The organism is Amycolatopsis solani, from assembly GCF_033441515.1.
GTDB classification, from domain to species: Bacteria; Actinomycetota; Actinomycetes; order Mycobacteriales; family Pseudonocardiaceae; genus Amycolatopsis; species Amycolatopsis solani.
The window spans coordinates 3,757,042-3,780,107 of the sequence record NZ_JAWQJT010000001.1; the positions used below are offsets into that span (position 1 = coordinate 3,757,042).

14 protein-coding genes and 3 rRNA genes are annotated in these 23,066 nt (G+C 67.8%); 8 read left to right on the forward strand and 9 right to left on the reverse strand.

Features of this window, described 5'->3' with window-relative positions:
* Positions 1 to 3 precede the first annotated feature (3 nt).
* Positions 4 to 2,241 carry a discoidin domain-containing protein gene (locus SD460_RS17900; protein WP_290058377.1) on the reverse strand — a complete coding sequence of 746 codons (2,238 nt, stop codon included), beginning with the start codon at positions 2,239 to 2,241 and terminating at the stop codon, positions 4 to 6.
* 198 nt (positions 2,242 to 2,439) lie between these two features.
* On the opposite strand from SD460_RS17900, the gene SD460_RS17905 reads away from it, so the two are divergent.
* The gene (locus SD460_RS17905; RefSeq protein WP_290058376.1) at positions 2,440 to 3,222 is read left to right on the forward strand and encodes a class I SAM-dependent methyltransferase; all 783 of its coding nucleotides are present in this window, start codon (positions 2,440 to 2,442) and stop codon (positions 3,220 to 3,222) included.
* Positions 3,219 to 4,142: an alpha/beta hydrolase fold domain-containing protein gene (locus SD460_RS17910; protein WP_318306399.1), complete on the forward strand. Its 924-nt coding sequence runs from the start codon at positions 3,219 to 3,221 to the stop codon at positions 4,140 to 4,142. Before SD460_RS17905 ends, SD460_RS17910 begins: the two co-directional genes overlap by 4 nt.
* A 109-nt stretch (positions 4,143 to 4,251) precedes the next feature.
* Here SD460_RS17910 and SD460_RS17915 read toward each other — a convergent pair whose 3' ends face one another.
* The 5 genes from SD460_RS17915 to SD460_RS17935 all read right to left on the reverse strand — a co-directional run bounded on the left by SD460_RS17915 (position 4,252) and on the right by SD460_RS17935 (position 11,039).
* Positions 4,252 to 6,015 carry a choline/carnitine O-acyltransferase gene (locus SD460_RS17915; RefSeq protein WP_290058373.1) on the reverse strand — a complete coding sequence of 588 codons (1,764 nt, stop codon included), beginning with the start codon at positions 6,013 to 6,015 and terminating at the stop codon, positions 4,252 to 4,254.
* Positions 6,012 to 6,833, reverse strand: coding sequence for a class I SAM-dependent methyltransferase (locus SD460_RS17920; RefSeq protein ID WP_290058372.1), 822 nt, complete (start codon positions 6,831 to 6,833; stop codon positions 6,012 to 6,014). The genes SD460_RS17915 and SD460_RS17920 overlap by 4 nt, the downstream gene beginning before the upstream one ends.
* Positions 6,834 to 6,852: 19 nt before the next feature.
* Positions 6,853 to 7,707, reverse strand: a complete 855-nt coding sequence (locus tag SD460_RS17925) for a HalD/BesD family halogenase (protein ID WP_290058371.1) — start codon at positions 7,705 to 7,707, stop codon at positions 6,853 to 6,855.
* 112 nt (positions 7,708 to 7,819) lie between these two features.
* A complete protein-coding gene (locus SD460_RS17930; protein ID WP_290058370.1) occupies positions 7,820 to 8,350 on the reverse strand; it encodes a DUF4232 domain-containing protein in 531 nt (176 codons plus the stop codon).
* A 91-nt stretch (positions 8,351 to 8,441) separates the two neighbouring features.
* Positions 8,442 to 11,039, reverse strand: a complete 2,598-nt coding sequence (locus SD460_RS17935) for a bifunctional FO biosynthesis protein CofGH (protein ID WP_290058369.1) — start codon at positions 11,037 to 11,039, stop codon at positions 8,442 to 8,444.
* A gap of 153 nt (positions 11,040 to 11,192) precedes the next feature.
* Between SD460_RS17935 and SD460_RS17940 the strand changes: the two genes are divergently transcribed.
* Positions 11,193 to 12,728, forward strand: coding sequence for an IS1634 family transposase (locus SD460_RS17940; protein ID WP_290058383.1), 1,536 nt, complete (start codon positions 11,193 to 11,195; stop codon positions 12,726 to 12,728).
* Here the strand turns inward: SD460_RS17940 and SD460_RS17945 are convergent.
* Positions 12,713 to 13,471, reverse strand: a complete 759-nt coding sequence (locus SD460_RS17945) for an SDR family oxidoreductase (protein ID WP_290058368.1) — start codon at positions 13,469 to 13,471, stop codon at positions 12,713 to 12,715. The two genes, SD460_RS17940 and SD460_RS17945, sit on opposite strands and share 16 nt — an antisense overlap.
* Positions 13,468 to 14,256, reverse strand: coding sequence for an alpha/beta fold hydrolase (locus tag SD460_RS17950; protein WP_290058367.1), 789 nt, complete (start codon positions 14,254 to 14,256; stop codon positions 13,468 to 13,470). The genes SD460_RS17945 and SD460_RS17950 overlap by 4 nt, the downstream gene beginning before the upstream one ends.
* Before the next feature lie 445 nt (positions 14,257 to 14,701).
* Between SD460_RS17950 and SD460_RS17955 the strand changes: the two genes are divergently transcribed.
* The 3 genes from SD460_RS17955 (at position 14,702) to rrf (ending at position 19,837) form a co-directional block, all read left to right on the forward strand.
* Positions 14,702 to 16,221 (forward strand): 16S ribosomal RNA (locus SD460_RS17955).
* 311 nt (positions 16,222 to 16,532) lie between these two features.
* Positions 16,533 to 19,649 (forward strand): 23S ribosomal RNA (locus tag SD460_RS17960).
* Positions 19,650 to 19,720: 71 nt separating this feature from the next.
* Positions 19,721 to 19,837 (forward strand): 5S ribosomal RNA (rrf, locus tag SD460_RS17965).
* The 16S, 23S and 5S rRNA genes sit together here, the layout of an rRNA operon.
* 53 nt (positions 19,838 to 19,890) lie before the next feature.
* On the opposite strand, the gene cobF is transcribed toward rrf, so the two are convergent.
* Complete coding sequence (cobF, locus tag SD460_RS17970; RefSeq protein ID WP_318306400.1) at positions 19,891 to 20,658, reverse strand: precorrin-6A synthase (deacetylating); 768 nt, start codon at positions 20,656 to 20,658, stop codon at positions 19,891 to 19,893.
* Between the two features lie 78 nt (positions 20,659 to 20,736).
* Between cobF and SD460_RS17975 the strand changes: the two genes are divergently transcribed.
* Both SD460_RS17975 and SD460_RS17980 read left to right on the forward strand, forming a co-directional pair.
* Entirely contained in the window at positions 20,737 to 20,943 is a 207-nt protein-coding gene (locus SD460_RS17975; RefSeq protein ID WP_290062771.1) for a heavy-metal-associated domain-containing protein, read from the forward strand.
* Entirely contained in the window at positions 20,943 to 23,060 is a 2,118-nt protein-coding gene (locus SD460_RS17980) for a heavy metal translocating P-type ATPase (RefSeq protein WP_290062772.1), read from the forward strand. Before SD460_RS17975 ends, SD460_RS17980 begins: the two co-directional genes overlap by 1 nt.
* Positions 23,061 to 23,066 lie beyond the last annotated feature (6 nt).

Genomic DNA, 23,066 nt, shown 5'->3' on the forward strand with positions numbered 1-23,066 from the left:
CTCTCAGGACGAATAGGCTTCGAGTTCGGACAGCTGCCCGGCTGGCCAGCCCGTGTTGCCGGTGAAGGTCAGGCGCAGGGTGCGCGCCGACGTCGCCGGGAGGCTGACGGTGGCGGTGTTCCCGGACGCCGGGTCGAACGTGTAGCTCGCGGCCGCCTTGACGCCGTCGACCGAGATCGTCTGCGTCCGCGCACCCCACGAAGGCGGCAGCTTGAGCACCAGCCGCGAAACGCTGACCGTGCTGCCGAAGTCGACGGTCACCGACTGCGGGAACGCGTTGTTCGTGCTCTCCCAATAGGAGTTCGCGTCGCCGTCGACGGCGTTGGCCGGCGGGAAGCCACCCTGGGAGCCGGACGCGCTGACGCTCTTGCGCAGCGCGAGGTGCCCGGTGGGCTGAGTCGTGGTCGGGGGAGTGGTGGTGGTCGTGCCGCCGCCGTTGTCCGAGCCGTAGACCGGCGTCGGCCACGAGCCGCAGAACGTCGTCGTCCAGCCCGAGTTGCCGCCCTGGTCGGCCAGGCCCGCCATCGCGTCCGGGCCCATGCAGTTGTAGACGCCCGCACGCCCGACCCCGGTCGCGACGACGTTCTTCACCGAACCGCTCGGCTTGGCCTGGATCTGCCACGCGAACGTGCCGGCACCGGTGATCCGGACGTTCGTGAAGTGCACGTCGGTGGTGGCGCTGTCGATGAACTGGATGGCTTCGTAGTTGTTGTCCTGCAGGTCGAGGTCGGTGACGTCGACGCGGCCGGTGATCGCGGAGTCGCGGCCGTCGAACCACAGCGCGCCGACGCCGAACTGCCAGTTCGAATCGAGCACGCCGGTGCGGACGGCGGTGTTGCGCGCGACCGTCGTGGTGCCCGCCAGCGGGACCGCGCTGAACCGGTTGGCGATGTGGATGCCGCCGCCCTGGTCCTGGTTGTCCGCCACGACGTTGTCGGCGACGGTGTTGTCGTGCCCGCCGTAGATCGCGATGTTGTTGGCGAGGATCGGCAGCAGCACGGTGTTGAAGGAGAACGTGTTGTGGTGGTCGGCGTCGTGCTCGGACCACATCGCCAGGCCGTCGTCGCCGGTGTTGCGCAGGAAGTTGTTGGTCACGGTGACGTTGCTGATGCCCTGGTGCAGGTTCAGCCCGTCGGCAGTCTGGTCGAGGATCCGGTTGCCGGACACGGTGAGCCCGTCGAACGGCCCGTCGAGCCACAACCCGACCTTCGTGTGCTGCAGCCACAGGTTCTGCACGACCGAGCCGCCGCCCAGCGCGCCGCCGATGGCGTTGGACTGGTCGCAGTCGACGCGGGCGTCGACCTGGCCGATGATCGCGAAGTCATAGAGCTTCACCGCGCTGCTCGTGCCGGGCACGGCCGCGTTGCCGGGGTAGGTCGACGTCCCGCAGCTGGCCGGTTCGCCCTTGCCGAAGATCCCGGCACGCGGGCCGGTGAGCACCGAGTACCAGGGCCCGGCGCCGCGGATCGTCACCTGGTCGACGGTGATGTGGTGGCCGAGGATGAAGGTGCCGGACGGGATCCAGACCTCCTTGCCCTGGCTCTTCGCGGCTGCCACGGCGGAGTCGAACGCACCCGCGTCGTCGCTCGTGTCGCCCGCGGTGGCGCCGTAGTCGGTGACGGACACCGAGTTCGACGGCCGGGTGGCAGCGGCGCCGACCTGCTCGAAGTCGGCGAGGTCGATGGTCGCCGGGACGTCGCCCGCGTCGACCTGCAGCTTGATCTTCGTGCCCGCTGGGTACGACGTGCCGAGCAGCGCGCGGGTCTCGTCGTAGAAGTGGTGCGCGTGGCCGTCACCGGGGTTGTTCGTGAACGGGTACGAGCCGTAGTACCAGGCCCACTTCGACGTCAGGGCGATATCGCGGTTGTGCGTTCCGCCGACGTACAGCGAGATCGTGCCGTTCACCGAATCCGGGACGCTGTACCGGAAATCGATCGAGTTCGCCGGCGCGGTGAGCGTGAACTCGACGTACTGGCCCTGGCCGGAAAGCGTCACCGCCTTCCGGCCGGACGCTTCGCCGGCGAGGGTGCCCGCGGCGCGGTTCGGGCCGATGACCGAGCCGTTGGTGGCGCCGGATTCGGCTTCCTGTTCCAGGAAGGGGACCGTCGCACCGCGACCGGCGGCGAGCGCCGTGCTTTCCGCCGGTGCGGCGGCGATCGTGAGCCCGGCGGCGGCGATCACCGCCGCGGCTAATGCGCCGTAACGGATTTTGGGCGCGCTGAAGACAGAGCTGGGAGACATGGGCGGCACTGGCCTTTCCGCAGCAGGTGGGGACCTCTGTGACCGGGATCATACGAATCCCGGACAAGAATCCGCAATAGTTGAACGAACTTACGCAAGTTTGCGACAGGAAGTGACGAGGCCGCCGGATGTCCGACGCCCGCTTACGCCTCGCGGAGCAACGCCGCCGACGGGGGAACGCGCTGATAGTTTCTGGGGATGAGCCAGCGACGCGCTGACGGCAGCGCAGGGGACGCGGACTACGGCGCGATCGGTGGCGTGTACACCGATTACCGCAAGCCGGACCCGCGCATCGGCCAGTACCTCCTCGACGCGCTGGGCGACGCGCGAACCGTGCTGAACGTCGGCGCGGGCGCCGGGGCGTACGAGCCCGAAGACCGCGAAGTGACCGCCGTCGAGCCCTCGGCGTCGATGCGCGCGCAGCGCCCGGCCGGCCTGCCGCCCGCGGTGGACGCCGTCGCCGAGAAGCTGCCGTTCCCGGACCGCGCGTTCGAGGGCGCGATGAGCACGTTCAGCGTGCACCAGTGGAACGACCTCTGGCTCGGGCTGAAGGAGACGCGCCGCGTCACGCGCGGCCCGGTCGCCGTCCTGACCTGCGACCCGGCCCTGCTGCGGCGGTTCTGGCTGCTCGACTACGCGCCCGAGGTGATCGAAACCGAGGCCCGGCGCTACCCGCCGGTCGACGACATCGCCGACGGGCTCGGCGGGCACACGTCGATCATCGGCGTGCCCATCCCGAGCGACTGCACCGACGGCTTCAACGAGGCCTACTACGCGCGGCCCGAACGGCTGCTGGACCCGGGCGCGCGGCTGTCGTGCTCGGCGTGGAGCTTCGTCGACGACCGCGTGCACCACCGCTTCGCCGCGGAACTGCAGCACGACCTCGACGACGGCACGTGGGACCGCCGCTACGGCAAGCTGCGCGAGCAGGAGACGTTCGAAGGGTCGCTGGTGCTCGTGGTCTCGGACCCCACGACGTGACGCCGCCGCCGTTCGACCCGGAGCTGGCGCCCGTCGTCGAGGAGCTGCGGGCCCTGCGCCCGCCGCTGGCGTCCCCGGCCGACATCCCCGGCCGCCGCGCGCTGAACGCCGCCGAGCACAAGACGGTCGAGGAGCTGGCCGCCGCGTTCCCGGCGCACCGGGTCTCGGAGGAGCACGCGGGCGACGTCCCGCTGCTGGTGCTGGCGCCGGCTTCGAGCGCGGGCGTCCTGTACTACGTCCACGGCGGCGGCACGATCGTCGGCAGCCACCTCGGCGCGGACGTGCCGAACCTGCTGGACTGGGCGGCCGAGGCGAACCTGACCGTCGTTTCGCCGGGCTACCGGCTGGCGCCGGAGCACCCGTACCCGGCGCCGGTCGAGGACTGCTACACCGGTCTCGTCTGGACGGCCGAGCACCTCCCGGGCCGGCTGCTGATCGGCGGGATCAGCGCGGGCGGCGGCCTCGCGGCGGCCACGGCGTTGCTCGCTCGCGACCGCGGCGGCCCGGCACTGGCCGGCCAGCTACTGCTCTGCCCGATGCTGGACGACCGCAACGACACCCCGTCCGCGCTCGAGCTCGACGGCCGCGGCCTGTGGGACCGCACGGCGAACAACGTCGGCTGGACGGCCTACCTCGGCGACCGCCGCGGCACCGCGGACGTCCCACCGTACGCGGCCGCGGCCCGCGCCGAGGACCTGTCCAGCCTGCCCCCGGCGTTCCTGGACGTCGGCACGGCGGAGACGTTCCGCGACGAGGTGGTGACGTACGCGTCCCGGCTGTGGCAGGCGGGCGGCGAGGCCGAGCTGCACGTGTGGCCGGGCGGCTTCCACGGCTTCGACTCCCTGGCCCCGAAGGCGTCGATCAGCCGGGCGGCGCGCGCCGCCCGGCTGACCTGGCTGCGCCGCCTACTCGGCCAGTAGGGCCTCAGCTCCCGCTTCAAGCGCCCCAATGTGGCCTTCGGTGCGTCTGACGCACCCAAGGCGGCCTTCGGTGCGTCAGACGCAACCAAGGCCGCCTTGGGGCGCTCGCCTACTCGGCTAGGAGGGCCTGCAGTTCCCGGACCGCGACCGCCAGGTCTCCGGCGAAGCGGTGCATCTCCGCCGACACGTGCTTCGGCGTGCTCAGGTAGATGTTCCAGCGGTCCGGCAGGAGCACGTACGCGATGCCGATGCACTGCGGGCTCGTCGAGCCGAACCCGAAGTACTGGATGTTGACCGACGGGGCCGAGCTGGTGCTCAGGTAGTCGTCGCGGGTCTTCAGCCAGCCCGGCGACGAATACAGTGCCGGGTCCGAGGTGTCCCCGCGGCGTTTCCCGATCAGCTGCAGCTCCCACAGGTGCTGCTCGGGTGCGTCACCGGCCTGGCACTCCTTCGCACGGGCGACGTGCTTCGCCGCCGCCGCGCGGAAGGCCGACCGCTTCTCCTCGTCGGACGCCGCCGGGTCGGTCATGACGTCGGCGAAGCGCACGACCTCGGGGGTCACCACCCGCATGGCTTCGGTGCGGCCGTTCTGGAACTGCCGGGTGGCGATCGACTCGTACGTCGCCCCCGTCAGTCCCTTCGCGCGGCGGTGTGCCAGCTGGTACGACATCTGCGCGAACGCGTCCGGCGACATCCCGAGCTCCTTGGCCCGGTCGGCCCCGAAATCGAACGACACCGTCTGCGTCGCGGTCGCGTCCGCGTACGCCCGGAAGGCGATCCCGGCCGCGAGCGCGTCTTCGCGGAGGGAGTCGGTCAGCGCGAAGTCGATCGGCTCGTAACCGGGGACGCCCGAAGCCGGCTCGCGGGCCTCCCGCGAGCCGCTCAGCAGCGCGTCGGTGAAGCCGAGGATCGTGGTGCCGTCGAGTTCGCAGTGCTCGACGTTGATCCCCGCGGTGCCGTCTTCGAAGACGATCAGCGAAACGGCCTTGTCGTACCAGCGGTTGTCGCCGTACAGCAGCCGGTCACTCGCCTCCAGGGTGTCCGACGGCGCGAAGTCGTCCAGGCACAGGCAGAACAGCGCCGTCTCGATCGTCTCCAGGGAAGCCGCGTTGCCCGCGTCGATCAACGCGGTCCGCGAGACCGCCCAGTCCGCGCGCGCCTTCGTCGTGAAGTGCCCCGGCGGCACCTCGGCCACGTGGTCGTCCTTGAGGATCGCGTGCAGCGCTTCCGCCAGCTGGGCCGGCGAGTACGGGCGGCCGTCGCCCGCGATGACGTCCAGCCGGAACGGCGTGTCGTGGTGGAACACGACGATGTGCCGCTCCCGCGAAGGCCCTTCCCAGCCTTCGCGGTACGGCGTGCGCGCGGTGTCGAGCACCTGGCCCGGGATGCGCGTCGCCGAGAACAGGTACTTGTGCTGCACCATCGACTGCGGCACACCGCGCACCCGCACCGGCGGCACCAGCTCCTCGTCGAGCTTCAGCTTGTAGTCCACCGCGGACGCGGTCAGCTCGGCCGCGCGCTCGACCTGGCCCAGTGGCGAATCCTGGAACAGGAAGAAGAAGTTGGCGTTGAGCGCGATCCGGTCGCGACGGCCGAGGTAGCGGTACGGCCAGAACGTGTCGAGCCAGCTGCGCACGCCGGGCGAACGGTCGTACTCCTCGAGCGCGGCCTGCAACCCGTGCGCGGGGCTGCCCGGGGCCAGGAACTCCGCGACGGCCGCTTCGGTCTCCGCCAGCTCGTCCGGGGTCAGCAGCGGGGCGCACCACTCGAGGAAGCGGCGGCCGCTGTCCTCCAGCGTGGGAACGGGGACGCGGGGGAGCCGATCCTCGTTGCCGAAGGTGCGGGTGGACCATTCCGGACTGCTCACGATCATCCTTCTTCGTGGGTTTCGAGCGCGGTGGCCAAGGCGGCCGCGCCTTCGGGGCGGGAAACGAACAACCGGGCGTAGAGCCACCCTTCGGACTCGAGCCCGGTCGGATCGACGCCGGCGGCGTCGAGGGTGTCGAGGATCTGCGCCTGCTCTTCGGCGGAGGCGAACCGCCGCTGCCGGAACACCCCGCCGACTTCGGCGGTCTCGTAGCCCAGCTCGGCCAGGCTCTCGGCGATCGGGTCGTAGGAGAACATCCGCAGCACGAAGTGCGCCATCCACGGCCGCGCGCCGCGCGCGATCCGGGTGATGGTCTTCTCGGTGACGTAGCCGACGCAGCCGGTGGAGACGACGAGGTCGACGTCGTCGAGGAGCTTCCGCTGGGTGCCGTCCGGGTCGTCGCGCTCGAGGTCGGCGTGGATCGCCTCGTCGAGGAACCCGGCGGAAAGCGCGTACTCGAGCGCGGGGGCCGACGCGTCCAGGCCGTAGAACCGCGGGCCGCCGTCGTCGACGATCCGGGCCCGATCCGCCTCGATCAGCTGCGCGTGGCCGAGCGCGGCCACGGCCGGGTCGGTGTAGTGGGCGTACAGGTCGTCCATCGTGGCGTCGCAGCGCTGGAGCGCGGCGTTGACGCCGTAGGAGCAGCCGACGTCGAGCACGGTCGGGCGCTCCGCGGGGTGTTCGTCGATCAGCTTCGCGAAGTACGGCTTCGCCAGCTGCGGGATGTGGTAGTCCACGCGCCGCAGTGTCCCGAAGAACGGGCGCGGGTCGGGCGCGGTGTAGATGTGGTCGAACGAGATCTTGCCGGTCGAGTCGAAAGGCACGGGCCAGGCTCCTGATCTCTCAGTCGAGCAGTTCGTCGCCGCGGACGGTGTGCCCGGCGAGGTGGGCCGGCAGGACGCGGCCGAAGAGCTGGCGGGTCCGCTCCGCGCTGCCGATCACCCCCGGGCGCTCGCTGTAGGCGAAGATCGCGGAATGCCGCGCGATCGCGCCCTCCACCGTACTGACCCGGTGCAAGGCGAAGCGGCCTTTGAACAATTGGAGGTCGCCCGGCCGGAGGTCCAGCCGCCGCACCAGGCGGGTGTCACCGGCGAGGACCGCCCGCACCGCGGGGAAGTTTTCGTCAGCGGTGGACCGGATGCCCGGGCAGAACTCGAAGGTGCCGCCCGCTTCCGCGGCCTGCGTCAGCATGCTCACGGTGTAGGCGTTCGTGTCGAAGTGCCACGGGTGCGCGCGGCCGGGCGCGATCACGTTGAGCGTCAGCCCGGCGAGGGGATCGGCGAGTTCGTACAGTTCGGGCAGGTCGAAGCAGTCCGCGACGAACCGCTGGAACAACGGGCTCGTGTAGAGCCGGTCGATGATCGACGACGCGGGGATGCGGTCGCGGGCGACGAAGGCGTTGCCGCGTTCCATGATCGTCCGGCCGGGGTGGTCTTCGGGCAGCGGCTCGCCGACCGCGGTGTTGTAGGCGTTGACCTTTTCGATCTTCGTGTAGGCGTGCGGCTCGAGCTCGGCGCACTCGGTGCGCAGCACCTCCCGCAGTTCCGGCCGGACGAAGTCGGCCAGCACGCTGCAGCCGGCTTCGGCCAGGTCCGCGCGGGTGCGGCCGACGATTTCCCGCCAGGCGGCGCTTCCCGGATCGGTGAGCGGGTAGCGCTCGGTGTCGACCATGCCCAACGCGTCCACGGAGGTGCTCATCGAAGTCCTTCCGGCAGGTGAAGCTTCGGTGCTTGCCCTGGTCGTGAAAGGAAAGTGGTAGCACAAATCCGGTGTGGTCACCCGTGCGTTTGTGAGCGGTGACACAAGGTCATCAACCGCCGATTCCGGTCGCCCACGAACTGAGCGTGACGGTGTCCGTGGTGCCCAGATCGGTGTCGAGGGGCTGCTTTTGCGCACTTTCGCCGGCGACGGGCACCACCGAAATCGCCGCACCCGTGCGCGTGTCGCCGGAGGTGACGGTGGCCGACCAGGCGAGCACGGCCACGACGTGCTCGCCCGGCCGGACGGTCAGGTCCTGCGGGCCGAGGTCCCGCGCGAAGTATGAGGTTCCGTGCTCGACCTTGACGTCGAGCGGTGTGCCGTCACTCGCCAGCACCTTCAGGTCCGGGTAGCCGGTCACTTTCCGCGGCAGGCTGTCCCGGTTGGTCAGCGTCAGCACGCTGGCGCGGTGCCCGAGCCCGGCTTCGACCGGTCCGACCGAAAGGGACAGCCCGCTCGACGGCGGCGGCGCGTACGTCGGACTGGGACTCGCCGTCACTGTGGGCACCGGAGCGGGTGGCGGACTGCCGCAGCCGGCCAGGAGCGCGAGCACGGACAACGGCACTATGCGAGAAACCCCCATGCGCCGGAAGACTAGCGGGCCCGGCGCCGGATGCCGTGAATGACTCATTCCTGTCGCCGGACGACAGGAATGAGTCATTCACTACGTCACCTCACGGGGTCAGCAACGGCAGGAGCGGCTTGCGCACCGCCGTCGCGACGCCGTCCGAAGCCTCCGCCGCGGCGATGCGCTCGGCCGACGGGCGGCCGTACCCCGTCGTGCGCTGCACCAGCGGCCTGCCCAGCGGCTCGACCATCTCGCGCATGTCGCTGATCGTCTTGTACGACCCGTTCGACGCGCCCGCCATCCGGCTGATCGTCTCCTCCATCAGCGTGCCGCCGATGTCGTTGACGCCGCCCTGCAGCACCGCGCGGCTGCCCTCGGTGCCGAGCTTGACCCAGGAGCTCTGGATGTTGTCGATCATGCCGTGCAGCAGCAGCCGGGACAGCGCGTGCACCGCGCGGTTCTCGTTCTGCGTCGCGCCCGGGCGGGCGAGCCCGGCGAGGTAGATCGGGGAGCTCTGGTGGATGAACGGCAGCAGCACGAACTCGCTGAACCCGCGCTTGCCGTGCTTCTCCAGGCCTTCCCGCTGCAGCCGGGCGAGGAGCTTGAGGTGCGCGACCCAGTGCGCGGGCGTGTCGACGTGGCCGTACATCATCGTCGACGTCGTCGGGAGCCCGACCTCGTGCGCCGTCGTGACCACCTTGATCCACTCCGACGTCGGCAGTTTGCCCTTGGTGAGCACCCAGCGGACGTCGTCGTCGAGGATCTCCGCCGCCGTGCCCGGCAGTGAGTCCACCCCGGACTCCTTCGCCGCGATCAGCCAGTCGCGAAGGGACAGGTTGGTCCGCGAAGCGCCGTTGACGACCTCCATCGGGCTGTACGAGTGCAGGTGGATGTCCGGCTGACGGCGCTTGACCTCGGCCGCGAGGTCGAAGTACGCGGTGCCCGGCAGGTCCGGGTGGATGCCGCCCTGCATGCAGATCTCGGTCGCGCCCGCGGCCCACGCCTCGTCGACGCGGTCGCCGACCTGCTCCAGCGAGAGCGTGTACGCGTCGGCGTCGGTGCGACGCTGCGCGAAGGCGCAGAAGCGGCAACCCGTGTAGCAGACGTTGGTGAAGTTGATGTTCCGCGTGACGACGAACGTGACGTCGTCCCCGACCGTCTCGCGCCGCAGGTCGTCGGCGAGCTTCGTGAACGCGTCCAGCTCGCGACCCTCGGCGTGCAGCAGCGCGAGCGCGGCGTCGTCGGACAGCCCGGCCGGGTCCTTTTCCGCGCTGCGCAAGGCTTCCAGGACGGTGGAGTCGAACTTCTGCGGCCCGGTCTTGATCCGGTCGCCGATCTCCTTCCAGTCCCCGTAGACGGAGTCGAAGTCGCTGCGGCGGTCTTCGGTGCGGCCGGTGGTGTCGATCTCGGTGTGCAGGTCGGTGCGCCCGGACTCCTGCCAGCCGCCGTCCGGCTCCTGCCACGGGATGCCGACCGGCATCGCGCCCTCGCGGGCCATCCCGGTGTCGTAGTCGACGAGCGCGGCGACGTGCCGCGTGATCCGCGGGTCCAGCCACGGCTCGCCGGCCTTGACGTACTCGGGGTAGATGGTGAGCCGTTCCTTGAGCTCGAAGCCGGCCTTCTCGGTGCGGCGGGCGAGCTCGTCGATCTGCGGCCACGCGCGTTCCGGGTTGACGTGGTCCGGGGTCAGCGGCGAGACGCCGCCCCAGTCGTCGATGCCGGCGCGGATCATCAGGTCGTACTGGCTGCCGATCAGGTTCGGCGGTGCCTGGATGCGCATCTTCGGCCCGAGCACCAGCCGGGCGACGGCGATGTTCGCGGCGAGCTCTTCGAGGTCGGCGTCCGGGGTCGCGCGCATCTTCGTGTCCGGCTTGGCGCGGAAGTTCTGCACGATGACTTCCTGGATGCCGCCGTAGGTCTTGGCGACCTTGCGGATCTCGAACAGCGCGTCCGCGCGTTCCTCGAACGTCTCGCCGATGCCGATCAGGACACCGGTGGTGAACGGGACCGAGCTGCGCCCGGCGTCTTCGAGCACCCGCAGCCGGACCGCCGGATCCTTGTCCGGCGAGCCGTAGTGCGGCCCGCCCTTTTCGGACCACAGCCGGGTCGCCGTGGTCTCCAGCATCATGCCCATCGACGGCGCGACCGGCTTGAGCCGCTGGAAGTCCTGCCAGGTCAGCACGCCCGGGTTGAGGTGCGGCAGCAGGCCGGTTTCCTCGAGGACGCGGATGGCCATCGCGCGGACGTAGGAGAGCGTGTCGTCGTAGCCGTGCGCGTCCAGCCACTCGCGCGCGGCCTTCCAGCGGTCCTCGGGCCGGTCGCCGAGCGTGAAGAGGGCTTCCTTGCAGCCCATCTCCGCGCCTTTGCGGGCGATGTCGAGGACCTCGTCCGGGGAGAGGAACGGCGATTCGAGCCGGCCCGGCACCGTGACGAAGGTGCAGTAGCCGCAGCGGTCGCGGCACAGGCGGGTCAGCGGGATGAAGACCTTGCGGCTGTAGGTGATGATGCCGGCGCGCCCGGCCTCGGCCAGGCCGGCGTCGCGGATGCGCGACGCGTACTCGGACAGCTTCCCCAGGTCTTCGCCGCGGGCGTGCAGCAGGACGGCCGCTTCGGCTACGTCGAGTGTCTTCCCGTCACGCGCCCGGGCGAGCGCGCGGCGCATCGCGGAGGCGGTCGGGGCGGTGGCGTCGGGTTCGGGTCCCATTCCACCCACGCTAGGACCGTCCTCGCGCGACCAGCCAGTGTGCGTTCCGCACCTGGCTGGGGTGGAACGCGGACGTGATCGTCGTCGCAGGTCAGCGCGCTCGGCGGGTTGTCGATCACCTGTCCGGGGTGTATTACCTAAAGGGTGGCATCAGTGGTCGGCAAGAAGATCGGCGGCCGGACGTACTACTACCTGGCGGAGTCCGCCCGGGTCGACGGCAAGCCCCGGGTGGTGACCCAGCGTTATCTCGGCACGGCCGACGAGATCGCCCGCGCCGTCCCGGGTGGCGAACCGGCGTCGGCTTCGCACCGGACGTACGGCGACGTCGCCGCGGTGTGGGCGACGCTGTCCCGGCTGGACTTCGTCCGCCGCGTCGACGACGTCGTGCGGTCGAAGCCGTCGCTGGGGTCGAGCCTGGCCGTCGCGGTGCTGCACCGCGCGACCGCGCCGGAGACGCCGATCGCGCAGTGGTGGGAAGCGAGCCCGGCCGCGGACCTGGTCCGGCTGTCCACAGTGGATGGTCTGTGGCGGACGCTGGAACGCCTGACCCCGGAGCGGATCGCGGGGATCGAGGAGACCGTTTCCACCGCCGTCCTCGAGACGCTCGACGACCACGAAGCCCTCGCCGTCGACGTCCCGCAGTTCGCCGTGTTCGCCCCCGCGGACTGCACGCTGCCCTCGGCCTGCCGGGAGGTGCTCGCCGGCGTGGGACTGCGCGTCACCCGCGACGGCGCCATCCCGCTGGCCTCGCGGCTGTACCGCCGCGACAACGCCCCGACGTTCGCCGCGCTGACCGGCGAGCTGGGCCCGGCCACGCTGGTCTTCCACGCCGGGCAGGCCGCGCAGCTCGACCTCGGTTCCCGCAGCGGGTTCGTCGGCTCGTTGCCGCTGACCGACCACCCGGAGCTGCTGACGCAGCCCGCGTCGGCCCGCAAGCGCGTCGACCCCGAGCGGTTCGCCGGCCTCACCGCGCTCGACACGCACGCGGTCGTCGACGGCGTCCGCCGCCGGGTGGTCCTGACCCACTCGGCGACCCTGCACGCGGCCCAGTCCCGGGCGTTCGCCGACGAGCTGGCCACCACCACCCGCGAGCTGGACGGCCTGGCCGCGGCGCTGGCCGCCGGCACCCACCGCGGCGACCGCGCGCAAGTGCACGCCGAAATCGGCCGGGTCACACGCGGGCGGCGCATCGAACGCGTCCTCACCGCCGTGCTCACCGGCACCCGGCCCGGCGAGATCCGGGTGGAACGGCGGATCGATTCCGCCGCGGTGGCCCGGCTGGACGACGAGTTCTTCGGCAAGCAGGTCCTGGTCACCGACCGGGACTGGCCGGTCGGCGACGTCGTCACGGCCTACCGCGCGCGCACTCACCTGGAGTCGACGTTCCGCTGGCTGACCGGGCCCGCGCTGACCGGCCCGACCCCGCGCTGGGAGTGGACGCGCGCGCGGATCGCGGCCCACGGCCTGGTGTCGGTGCTGGCGGCGACGGTGACCCACCTGATGCGCCGCGAGGCGGACCGGGCGGGCATGAACCTGTCGGTCCGGGAGCTGCTGGACCGGCTCGCGGGCATCGGCGAGCTGGTGCTGACGTACCCGTCGACCGGCGGGCGGCCGCGGACCAAGCGCCTGCTGACCGGGTCGGACCCGGAGCAGCAGGCGCTCTTCTCCCTCTTTCAGCTCTCCCGGTAGATCTGCAGGGCCGAGAAGCTCTGGACCACCGGCATCAGCTCGATGACGTTGATGTTCACGTGCTTCGGCTGGCTGGCGGCCCAGTACACCGACTCGGCGACGTCCTCCGCGGTCAGCGGCGTGGTGCCCTCGTACACCTTGTCGGCCTTCGCGGCGTCGCCGTCGAAGCGGACCTTCGAGAAGTCCGTGCCGCCCACCATGCCGGGCTCGACGTTCGTCACGCGGACGCCGGTGCCGTGCAGGTCGCTGCGCAGGTTGAGGCTGAACTGGTGGACGAACGCCTTGGTCGCGCCGTAGACGTTGCCGCCGGGGTAGGGGTAGGTGCCGGCGATCGAGCCGATGTTGATCACGTGGCCGCGGCCGCGCTCGACCATCCCGGGCAGCAGCGCGCGCGTGACGTGCGCGAGGCCGCGGACGTTGGTCGCGATCATCTGGTCCCAGTCGTCGAGGACGGCCTGGTGGGCGGGCTGGAGGCCCTTCGCCAGACCGGCGTTGTTGACCAGGACGTCCACGGTCTTCCAGTCGTCCGGCAGGCTTTCGACGGTGTTCTTGACGGCGTCGGGGTCGCTGACGTCGAGGGTCACGGGCAGGACGGCGTCGCCGAGCTCGCCGGCGAGCTTCTCGAGCTTGTCCGCGCTGCGGGCGACGGCGATCACGCGGGCGCCCTCGGCGACGAACCGGCGCGCGATGGCGTCGCCGAAGCCGGCGCTGGCGCCGGTCACGAACACGGTCTGCTGGGTCATGGAGTTGCTCCGCTGCTCTTGAGGAACGTTTCGAGGGCGTCGTTGAACTCGGTCTCGCGCTCCAGGTTAGGCAGGTGGCCCGCGCCTTCGATCACCACCAGGGTCGAACGCGGGACCTCGCGGTGGATGAGCTCGGCGTCGGCGACCGGCGTGAACTCGTCCTCGCTGCCGACGACGACCAGGGTCGGCACGGCTATGTGGGAGAGCGCCGGCGTGTAGTCGGGGCGCTCGGCACGTCCGCGCAGCGCGGCCGCGGCTCCTTCTTTCGGCGCGGTGCGCATCATGCGCCGGACGTGGGCCTCGACGTCGGGCCTGGTCGCGCGGGTCTGCTTCGAGATCATCTTGGGGAGGAGCTCGTCGGCGTAGGCGTCCATGCCCTGCTCGGTGATCCTCGCGGCGGTGTCGAGGCGCGCCTGCTTGGCCGCCGGGGTGTCGAGGCCGGCGAAGGTGTCGGCCAGGAGGAGTGCGCTGACCCGGCTCGGGTGGTCCCGCACCAGCTGCATGACGATCTGGCCGCCCATGGAGAGGCCGCCGAGGACGAAGCTCGCCAGCCCGAGGTGGTCGGCCAGCTCGACGAGGTCGTGCGCGAAGACGTCGAGGCCGGTCTTGGTGTCGCTGCTCCCGGAGTCGCCGTAGCCGCGGAGGTCGGGGGTCACCACCCGGTGGCCCCGCTCGGCCAGGTACTCGGCCTGGGGTCGCCACATCGAGCGGTCGAAGGGGTGGCCGTGGACCAGGAGGACCGGGCGTCCGTCCCGCGGGCCGAGGTCGTCGTAGGCGAGGTTCATGCGGCCGACGTTAAGCGGAGCACTAGCGCGGAGCAATACGGTGCAATGTACTCGGAGCAATGTTTTTGCCTGGCGCTCGCGGGCGGTTCGGGGCACACTGGGCCGTGGACGGGCTCCGTCATGGGGTCTGACCTGCGCTGATCTTGTTAAGGGACCCCCCTGTTTCGGGCCCTTTCGGGGCATGTAAAGTTCTCCAAGTCGCCAGGGAAACCGAGCGGCAGGGACACGAACCAAGCTCTCGCAGAAGCGATTGAGTGGGTGGCCCACCAAAAACTGCTAGAAATAACTCGCTTCGAGTAAGGCCGCTTGACGGCGGTGCGACTCGGGGTGTGTTGCTTGAGAACTCAACAGTGTGCTAGTGAACTAAGCCAGTAGAGCTTATATATGAAACCTCGTATGAGGTTCCTTTGAGAGCAAGTAAAATTTGCCTCGATTAAACTATTCATTGTTGGAGAGTTTGATCCTGGCTCAGGACGAACGCTGGCGGCGTGCTTAACACATGCAAGTCGAACGCTGAACCACCTTCGGGTGGGGATGAGTGGCGAACGGGTGAGTAACACGTGGGTAATCTGCCCTGCACTCTGGGATAAGCCTTGGAAACGAGGTCTAATACCGGATATCACTACCTACCGCATGGTGGGTGGTTGAAAGTTCCGGCGGTGCAGGATGAACCCGCGGCCTATCAGCTTGTTGGTGGGGTAATGGCCTACCAAGGCGACGACGGGTAGCCGGCCTGAGAGGGTGACCGGCCACACTGGGACTGAGACACGGCCCAGACTCCTACGGGAGGCAGCAGTGGGGAATATTGCACAATGGGCGCAAGCCTGATGCAGCGACGCCGCGTGAGGGATGACGGCCTTCGGGTTGTAAACCTCTTTCGCCAGGGACGAAGCGCAAGTGACGGTACCTGGATAAGAAGCACCGGCTAACTACGTGCCAGCAGCCGCGGTAATACGTAGGGTGCGAGCGTTGTCCGGATTTATTGGGCGTAAAGAGCTCGTAGGCGGTTTGTCGCGTCGGCCGTGAAATCTCCACGCTTAACGTGGAGCGTGCGGTCGATACGGGCAGACTTGAGTTCGGTAGGGGAGACTGGAATTCCTGGTGTAGCGGTGAAATGCGCAGATATCAGGAGGAACACCGGTGGCGAAGGCGGGTCTCTGGGCCGATACTGACGCTGAGGAGCGAAAGCGTGGGGAGCGAACAGGATTAGATACCCTGGTAGTCCACGCTGTAAACGTTGGGCGCTAGGTGTGGGCGACATTCCACGTTGTCCGTGCCGTAGCTAACGCATTAAGCGCCCCGCCTGGGGAGTACGGCCGCAAGGCTAAAACTCAAAGGAATTGACGGGGGCCCGCACAAGCGGCGGAGCATGTGGATTAATTCGATGCAACGCGAAGAACCTTACCTGGGCTTGACATGCGCCAGACATCCCCAGAGATGGGGCTTCCCTTGTGGTTGGTGTACAGGTGGTGCATGGCTGTCGTCAGCTCGTGTCGTGAGATGTTGGGTTAAGTCCCGCAACGAGCGCAACCCTTATCCTACGTTGCCAGCGCGTTATGGCGGGGACTCGTGGGAGACTGCCGGGGTCAACTCGGAGGAAGGTGGGGATGACGTCAAGTCATCATGCCCCTTATGTCCAGGGCTTCACACATGCTACAATGGCTGGTACAGAGGGCTGCGATACCGCGAGGTGGAGCGAATCCCTTAAAGCCGGTCTCAGTTCGGATCGCAGTCTGCAACTCGACTGCGTGAAGTCGGAGTCGCTAGTAATCGCAGATCAGCAACGCTGCGGTGAATACGTTCCCGGGCCTTGTACACACCGCCCGTCACGTCATGAAAGTCGGTAACACCCGAAGCCCATGGCCCAACCCTTCGGGGAGGGAGTGGTCGAAGGTGGGACTGGCGATTGGGACGAAGTCGTAACAAGGTAGCCGTACCGGAAGGTGCGGCTGGATCACCTCCTTTCTAAGGAGCACAACACATCCCAGCTCATAGAGTCTGGGAGTGGCCATCACTTAGCGATCGACTGTATTGCTGCGATGGTTGCTCAAGGAATTGTGGAACTACTGGTCTAAGTGTTCGCGTGGCGATGAGGTCGCCGGCTAGTACTGCGGGGCTTCGGTTCCGCGTGGAAAGCCGCCTTCCGAGTTGGGCGCGGGCATGTTCCTGGCACACTGTTGGGTCCTGAGGCAACACGCCGAGGGGCTTACCCCCCTAGGGACGTTTGTTTCTGGTGTGGTGTTTGAGAACTGTAGAGTGGATGCGAGCATCTTTGTGGTCAAGTTGTTAAGGGCACATGGTGGATGTCTTGGCTTCAGGAGCCGATGAAGGACGTAGGAGGCTGCGATAAGCCTCGGGGAGCTGTCAACCGAGCTGTGATCCGAGGATTTCCGAATGGGGAAACCCAGCACCAGTGATGTGGTGTTACCCGCACCTGAATATATAGGGTGTGTGGAGGGAACGCGGGGAAGTGAAACATCTCAGTACCCGTAGGAAGAGAAAACAACCGTGATTCCGTGAGTAGTGGCGAGCGAAAGCGGAAGAGGCTAAACCGTGCATATGTCAAGCTGTCAGGCGTTGTATGTGCGGTGTTGTGGGACCCAGCGTCGAGGATCTGACAGTCCTCGGAATGATCACGTGTGTTAGTGGAACCGCTTGGGATGGCGGGCCGGAGTGGGTGAGAGCCCCGTACGCGAAAACCAGTTGCAAGGACCTTGGTGGTGTTCCCGAGTAGCAGCGAGCTCGTGGAATTTGCTGTGAATCTGCCGGGACCACCCGGTAAGCCTAAATACTTCCTGAAGACCGATAGCGGACGAGTACCGTGAGGGAAAGATGAAAAGTACCCCGGGAGGGGAGTGAAAGAGTACCTGAAACCGTGTGCCTACAAGCCGTCAGAGCCTTTGGGTGATGGCGTGCCTTTTGAAGAATGAGCCTGCGAGTTAGTGCTGCGTGGCGAGGTTAACCCGTGTGGGGTAGCCGTAGCGAAAGCGAGTCTGAATAGGGCGAATGAGTCGCGTGGTCTAGACCCGAAGCGGAGTGATCTACCCATGGCCAGGGTGAAGCGACGGTAAGACGTCGTGGAGGCCCGAACCCACTTAGGTTGAAAACTGAGGGGATGAGCTGTGGGTAGGGGTGAAAGGCCAATCAAACTCCGTGATAGCTGGTTCTCCCCGAAATGCATTTAGGTGCAGCGTCACGTGTTTCTTGCCGGGGGTAGAGCTACTGGATGGTCTAGGGGCCTTACCGGGTTACCGAAATCAACCAAACTCCGAATACCGGTTAGTGAGAGCGTGGCAGTGAGACGGCGGGGGATAAGCTTCGTCGTCGAGAGGGAAACAGCCCAGAACACCAGCTAAGGCCCCTAAGTGTGTGCTCAGTGGGAAAGGATGTGGGATTGCCCAGACAACCAGGAGGTTGGCTTAGAAGCAGCCACCCTTGAAAGAGTGCGTAATAGCTCACTGGTCAAGTGGTCCTGCGCCGACAATGTAGCGGGGCTTAAGCACACCGCCGAAGCTGTGTCATTGACACAATAGATCGGTGTTCGTCCTTGAGGCGAACATCTAGTCGTGTTGATGGGTAGGGGAGCGTCCTGCATCCAGGGAAGCGGCGGCGGAAGCCAGTCGTGGAGGGTGTGGGAGTGAGAATGCAGGCATGAGTAGCGAATGCAGAGTGAGAAACTCTGCCGCCGGATGACCAAGGGTTCCTGGGCCAGGCTAATCCGCCCAGGGTAAGTCGGGACCTAAGGCGAGGCCGACAGGCGTAGTCGATGGACAACGGGTTGATATTCCCGTACCCGAGCATGTGCGCCCATGACGAGGCGTTTGATACTAACCACCCGAAGCGTGCCGGCGAAGCCTTCGGGCCTAGTTGGCATTGTGGAGCGTGGGACCTGATTTCGTAGTAGTCAAGCGATGGGGTGACGCAGGAAGGTAGCTCCGCCAGGCGATGGTTGTCCTGGTGTAAGCGTGTAGGAGAAAGCATAGGCAAATCCGTGCTTTATATACTCTGAGACGTGATGCGTAGCCGTTTGAGGCGAAGTAGAGTGATCCTATGCTGCCGAGAAAAGCCTCTAGTGAGTGCATGCACGGCCCGTACCCCAAACCAACACAGGTGGTCAGGTAGAGAATACCAAGGCGATCGGGTGAACTGTGGTTAAGGAACTCGGCAAAATGCCCCCGTAACTTCGGGAGAAGGGGGGCCAAACATCCTGAAGCTTCTTGCAAGCTAGGGGTGGGTGGCCGCAGAGACCAGCGGAAAGCGACTGTTTACTAAAAACACAGGTCCATGCGAAGTCGCAAGACGATGTATATGGACTGACGCCTGCCCGGTGCTGGAACGTTAAGAGGACCGGTTAGCCTTTCGGGGCGAAGCTGAGAATTTAAGCGCCAGTAAACGGCGGTGGTAACTATAACCATCCTAAGGTAGCGAAATTCCTTGTCGGGTAAGTTCCGACCTGCACGAATGGCGTAACGACTTTCCGGCTGTCTCAACCACAGGCCCGGCGAAATTGCACTACGAGTAAAGATGCTCGTTACGCGCGGCAGGACGGAAAGACCCCGGGACCTTTACTATAGTTTGGTATTGGTTTTCGGTTCGGCTTGTGTAGGATAGGTGGGAGACTGTGAAGCGCTCACGCTAGTGGGTGTGGAGTCGTTGTTGAAATACCACTCTGGTCGAATTGGGAATCTGAACCTCGGGCCATGATCTGGTTCAGGGACAGTGCCTGATGGGTAGTTTAACTGGGGCGGTTGCCTCCTAAAGAGTAACGGAGGCGCCCAAAGGTTCCCTCAGCCTGGTTGGCAATCAGGTGTTGAGTGCAAGTGCACAAGGGAGCTTGACTGTGAGACAGACATGTCGAGCAGGGACGAAAGTCGGGACTAGTGATCCGGCACCTCCTGGTGGAAGGGGTGTCGCTCAACGGATAAAAGGTACCCCGGGGATAACAGGCTGATCTTGCCCAAGAGTCCATATCGACGGCATGGTTTGGCACCTCGATGTCGGCTCGTCGCATCCTGGGGCCGGAGTAGGTCCCAAGGGTTGGGCTGTTCGCCCATTAAAGCGGCACGCGAGCTGGGTTTAGAACGTCGTGAGACAGTTCGGTCCCTATCCGCCGCGCGCGTAGGATACTTGAGGAAGGCTGTCCCTAGTACGAGAGGACCGGGACGGACGAACCTCTGGTGTGCCAGTTGTTCTGCCAAGGGCATGGCTGGTTGGCCACGTTCGGAAGGGATAACCGCTGAAGGCATCTAAGCGGGAAGCCTGTTCCAAGATGAGGTATCCCACCCTTTGTGGGTTAAGGCTCCCAATAGACCATTGGGTTGATAGGCCAGAAATGGAAGCACAGTAATGTGTTGTCGAGTTGACTGGTACTAATAGGCCGAGGACTTGTCTACGAAGATGTTGCGCATCCACTCTACGGTTCTGAAACACCACGCTGGTGACAGTGTGTGTTGTTTCGGAGTGTTTCGGTGGTTTTAGCGTCAGGGAAACGCCCGGTCCCATTCCGAACCCGGAAGCTAAGCTTGACAGCGCCGATGGTACTGCAACCGAAGGGTTGTGGGAGAGTAGGACACCGCCGAACTTACTTAAACGAAAGGCCCCGGTCGAGAACTTCGGTTCTCCCGGGGCCTTTCGCTATTTCCGGACCGGCCGGCGCAGCAGGTACGTGTCCATGATCCAGCCGTGGCGCTCCCGCGCCGCCGTCCGGACGCGGCGGATCTCGTCGGCCAAGCCGGCCGTCAGCGGGCCCGAAAGCAGGATTTCGTCCGGTGTACCCACGTAGGCGCCCCAGAAGATCTGCAAGCCCTCGCCGGTGAAGCGGTCGAACGTGGTGTGGGCGTCCAGGAGCACGAAGACGTCGTCGGCCCCGTCCGGCCAGCCCTCGGCCAGCCGGCGGCCCGTCGTCAGCTGGACCGCCCGGCCGATCTGGTTCATCGTCGTCCGGTGGCGGGCCACCAGTGCCGAGATGCTGCTGACCCCCGGAACGACCTCGTACTCGAACTCGACGTTCCCCCGCGCGAGCACCGCCTCGATCAAGGCGATCGTGCTGTCGTACAGCGACGGGTCGCCCCACACCAGGAACGCTCCCGTGCCGGACGGACCCAGCTCGGACCGGATCAGCCGCTCGTAGACCTCCGCGCGCGCCGCGTGCCAGTCGGCGACCGCGGCCCGGTAGTCCACCGGCGTGCGGTCGCGGGGCGGGTCCTCCGCCAGCACCACGCGGTAGTCCGCGCGGGTGACGAACCGGTCGAGGATCTCCTGCCGCAGCCGCACCAGGTCGGCCTTCTCCGAGCCCTTGTCGAGGACGAAGAAGACGTCGACGCGGTTGAGGCGGTCGATCGCCTGCACCGTGAGGTGCTCCGGGTCGCCGGCACCGATCCCGATCGCGTAGAGCTTGCGCATGCTTCGAGTCTGTCGGGGCCCGGTGGAGAACCCCTACCCCCGATGGGTATAAAGGAGGGAGAGCGAAAGGACCTTCACATGACCGAAGCGACCTACACCGTCGAGGGCATGACCTGCGGACACTGCGCCACCTCGGTCCGCGAAGAGGTCTCCGAACTCGCCGGGGTCCGGCAGGTCGACGTCGATTTCGAGAGCGGGCGCGTGATCGTGACCAGCGACACCCCGCTGACCGCCGAAGCGGTCGCGGCGGCCGTCACCGAGGCCGGATACCGCCTGGTCGCCTGATGCCGGCCGAAGCGACCACCGCGGAGCGCGTCGAGCTCGCCATCGGCGGCATGACGTGCGCGTCCTGCGCCTCCCGCGTCGAGCGCAAGCTCAACAAGGTCGAGGGCGTCACCGCGACGGTCAACTACGCCACCGAAAAGGCCCAGGTCAGCTACCCGAGCGCGCTGTCGGTCGAGGACCTGACGGCCGTGGTCGAAGCCGCCGGGTACTCCGCGCGGCTCCCCGAGCCCGAAGCGCCGGACGAGGCGCCCACGCTGCGCAAGCGTTTGCTCCTTTCGGCGGCGCTGACCGTCCCGCTCATCGCCCTCGCGATGGTCCCGGCCTGGCAGTTCGACTACTGGCAGTGGGTCTCGCTCGCCCTCGCCGCGCCGGTCGTGAGCTGGGGCGCGTGGCCGTTCCACCGCGCCGCCGCGGTCAACCTCCGGCACGCCACCGCGACGATGGACACGCTCATCTCGCTCGGCGTCGTCGCCGCGACGGCCTGGTCGCTGTACGCGCTGCTGTTCGGCATGGCGGGCGAGATCGGCATGCGCCACGGCTTCGAGCTGATCAGCTCCGGGATGGCGGGTGACAGCCTGTACTTCGAGGTCGCCGCCGCCGTCACGACGTTCATCCTGGCCGGCCGCTACTTCGAGACGCGGTCGAAGCGCCGCGCCGGCGCCGCCCTGCGCGCGTTGATGGACCTCGGCGCGAAGGACGTCACCGTCCTCCGCGACGGCGAAGAGCACCTGGTTCCGGTGGCGGACCTGCACCCCGGCGACGTCTTCGTGGCGCGGCCCGGCGAGAAGATCGCCACCGACGGCGTCGTCACCGAGGGCGGGTCTGCGGTCGACACCAGCATGCTGACCGGCGAGTCCGTGCCGGTCGAGGTCGGGCCGGGCGACGCGGTCACCGGCGCCACCGTGAACTCCGGCGGGCGGCTCCTCGTGCGCGCCACCCGCGTCGGCGCCGACACGCGGCTGGCGCAGATGGCCCGGCTGGTCGAGGCCGCGCAGAACGGCAAGGCCGAGGTGCAGCGGCTCGCCGACCGCGTCTCGGCGGTGTTCGTCCCGGCGGTCGTGTTCGCGGCGCTCGCGACGCTGGTCGTCTGGCTGGCCACCGGCGGCGCGACGGAAGCGGCGTTCACCGCGGCCGTCGCCGTGCTGATCATCGCCTGCCCGTGCGCGCTCGGCCTGGCCACGCCGACGGCGCTGCTCGTCGGCACCGGCCGCGGCGCCCAGCTGGGCATCCTCATCAAGGGCCCCGAGGTGCTCGAGTCCACCCGCCGCGTCGACACCGTGGTGCTGGACAAGACCGGCACCGTCACCACCGGGCGGATGACGCTCGTCGAGGGCGACGGCGAAGCGCTCCGGCTGGCGGGCGCCGTCGAGGCCGCGTCCGAGCACCCGATCGGCCGCGCCATCGCCGACGCCGCCCGCGCGCGGTTCGGCGCGCTGCCCGCGGTCACGGAATTCCGCGGCACCCCCGGCGTCGGCGTGACCGGCGTGGTCGAGGGGCGCACGGTCAGCGTGGGGCGCGCGGCGGGTGACGGGACGACGGTCGGCGTGACCTGGGACGGCGAGGTCCGCGGCACCCTGGTCGTCGCCGACACGATCAAGCCGACGTCCGCGCGAGCGGTCGCCGAGCTGCGGGAACTGGGCCTGACGCCGGTGCTGCTGACCGGCGACAGCGCGGGTGTGGCCCGGGCGATCGCGGCCGAGGCGGGCATCGACGAGGTCGCCGCCGAGGTGCTGCCGGAGGGCAAGGTCGACGTCGTCAAGCGGCTGCAGGCCGAGGGCCGCGTGGTGGCGATGGCCGGCGACGGCGTCAACGACGCGGCCGCGCTCGCCCAGGCGGACCTGGGCCTGGCGATGGGCACGGGTACGGACGCGGCGATCGAAGCGAGCGACCTGACCCTGGTCCGCGGCGACCTGCGCGTGGCGGCCGACGCGATCCGGCTGGCCCGCCGCACGCTCGCGACGATCAAGGGCAACCTCTTCTGGGCGTTCGCGTACAACGTGGCGGCGCTGCCGCTCGCGGCGCTCGGCCTGCTGAACCCGATGATCGCGGGCGCGGCGATGGCGTGCTCGTCGGCGTTCGTGGTGAGCAACAGCCTCCGGCTGCGCCACTTCCGCTGAACCCCC

Coding starts and splice junctions, on each gene's coding strand:
- SD460_RS17900 (WP_290058377.1), bottom strand. CDS start 2,241: ATGTCTCCCAGCTCTGTCTTCAGCGCGCCCAAAATCCGTTACGGCGCA.
- SD460_RS17905 (WP_290058376.1), top strand. CDS start 2,440: ATGAGCCAGCGACGCGCTGACGGCAGCGCAGGGGACGCGGACTACGGC.
- SD460_RS17915 (WP_290058373.1), bottom strand. CDS start 6,015: ATGATCGTGAGCAGTCCGGAATGGTCCACCCGCACCTTCGGCAACGAG.
- SD460_RS17925 (WP_290058371.1), bottom strand. CDS start 7,707: ATGAGCACCTCCGTGGACGCGTTGGGCATGGTCGACACCGAGCGCTAC.
- SD460_RS17930 (WP_290058370.1), bottom strand. CDS start 8,350: ATGGGGGTTTCTCGCATAGTGCCGTTGTCCGTGCTCGCGCTCCTGGCC.
- SD460_RS17935 (WP_290058369.1), bottom strand. CDS start 11,039: ATGGGACCCGAACCCGACGCCACCGCCCCGACCGCCTCCGCGATGCGC.
- SD460_RS17945 (WP_290058368.1), bottom strand. CDS start 13,471: ATGACCCAGCAGACCGTGTTCGTGACCGGCGCCAGCGCCGGCTTCGGC.
- SD460_RS17950 (WP_290058367.1), bottom strand. CDS start 14,256: ATGAACCTCGCCTACGACGACCTCGGCCCGCGGGACGGACGCCCGGTC.
- cobF (WP_318306400.1), bottom strand. CDS start 20,658: ATGCGCAAGCTCTACGCGATCGGGATCGGTGCCGGCGACCCGGAGCAC.
- SD460_RS17975 (WP_290062771.1), top strand. CDS start 20,737: ATGACCGAAGCGACCTACACCGTCGAGGGCATGACCTGCGGACACTGC.
- SD460_RS17980 (WP_290062772.1), top strand. CDS start 20,943: ATGCCGGCCGAAGCGACCACCGCGGAGCGCGTCGAGCTCGCCATCGGC.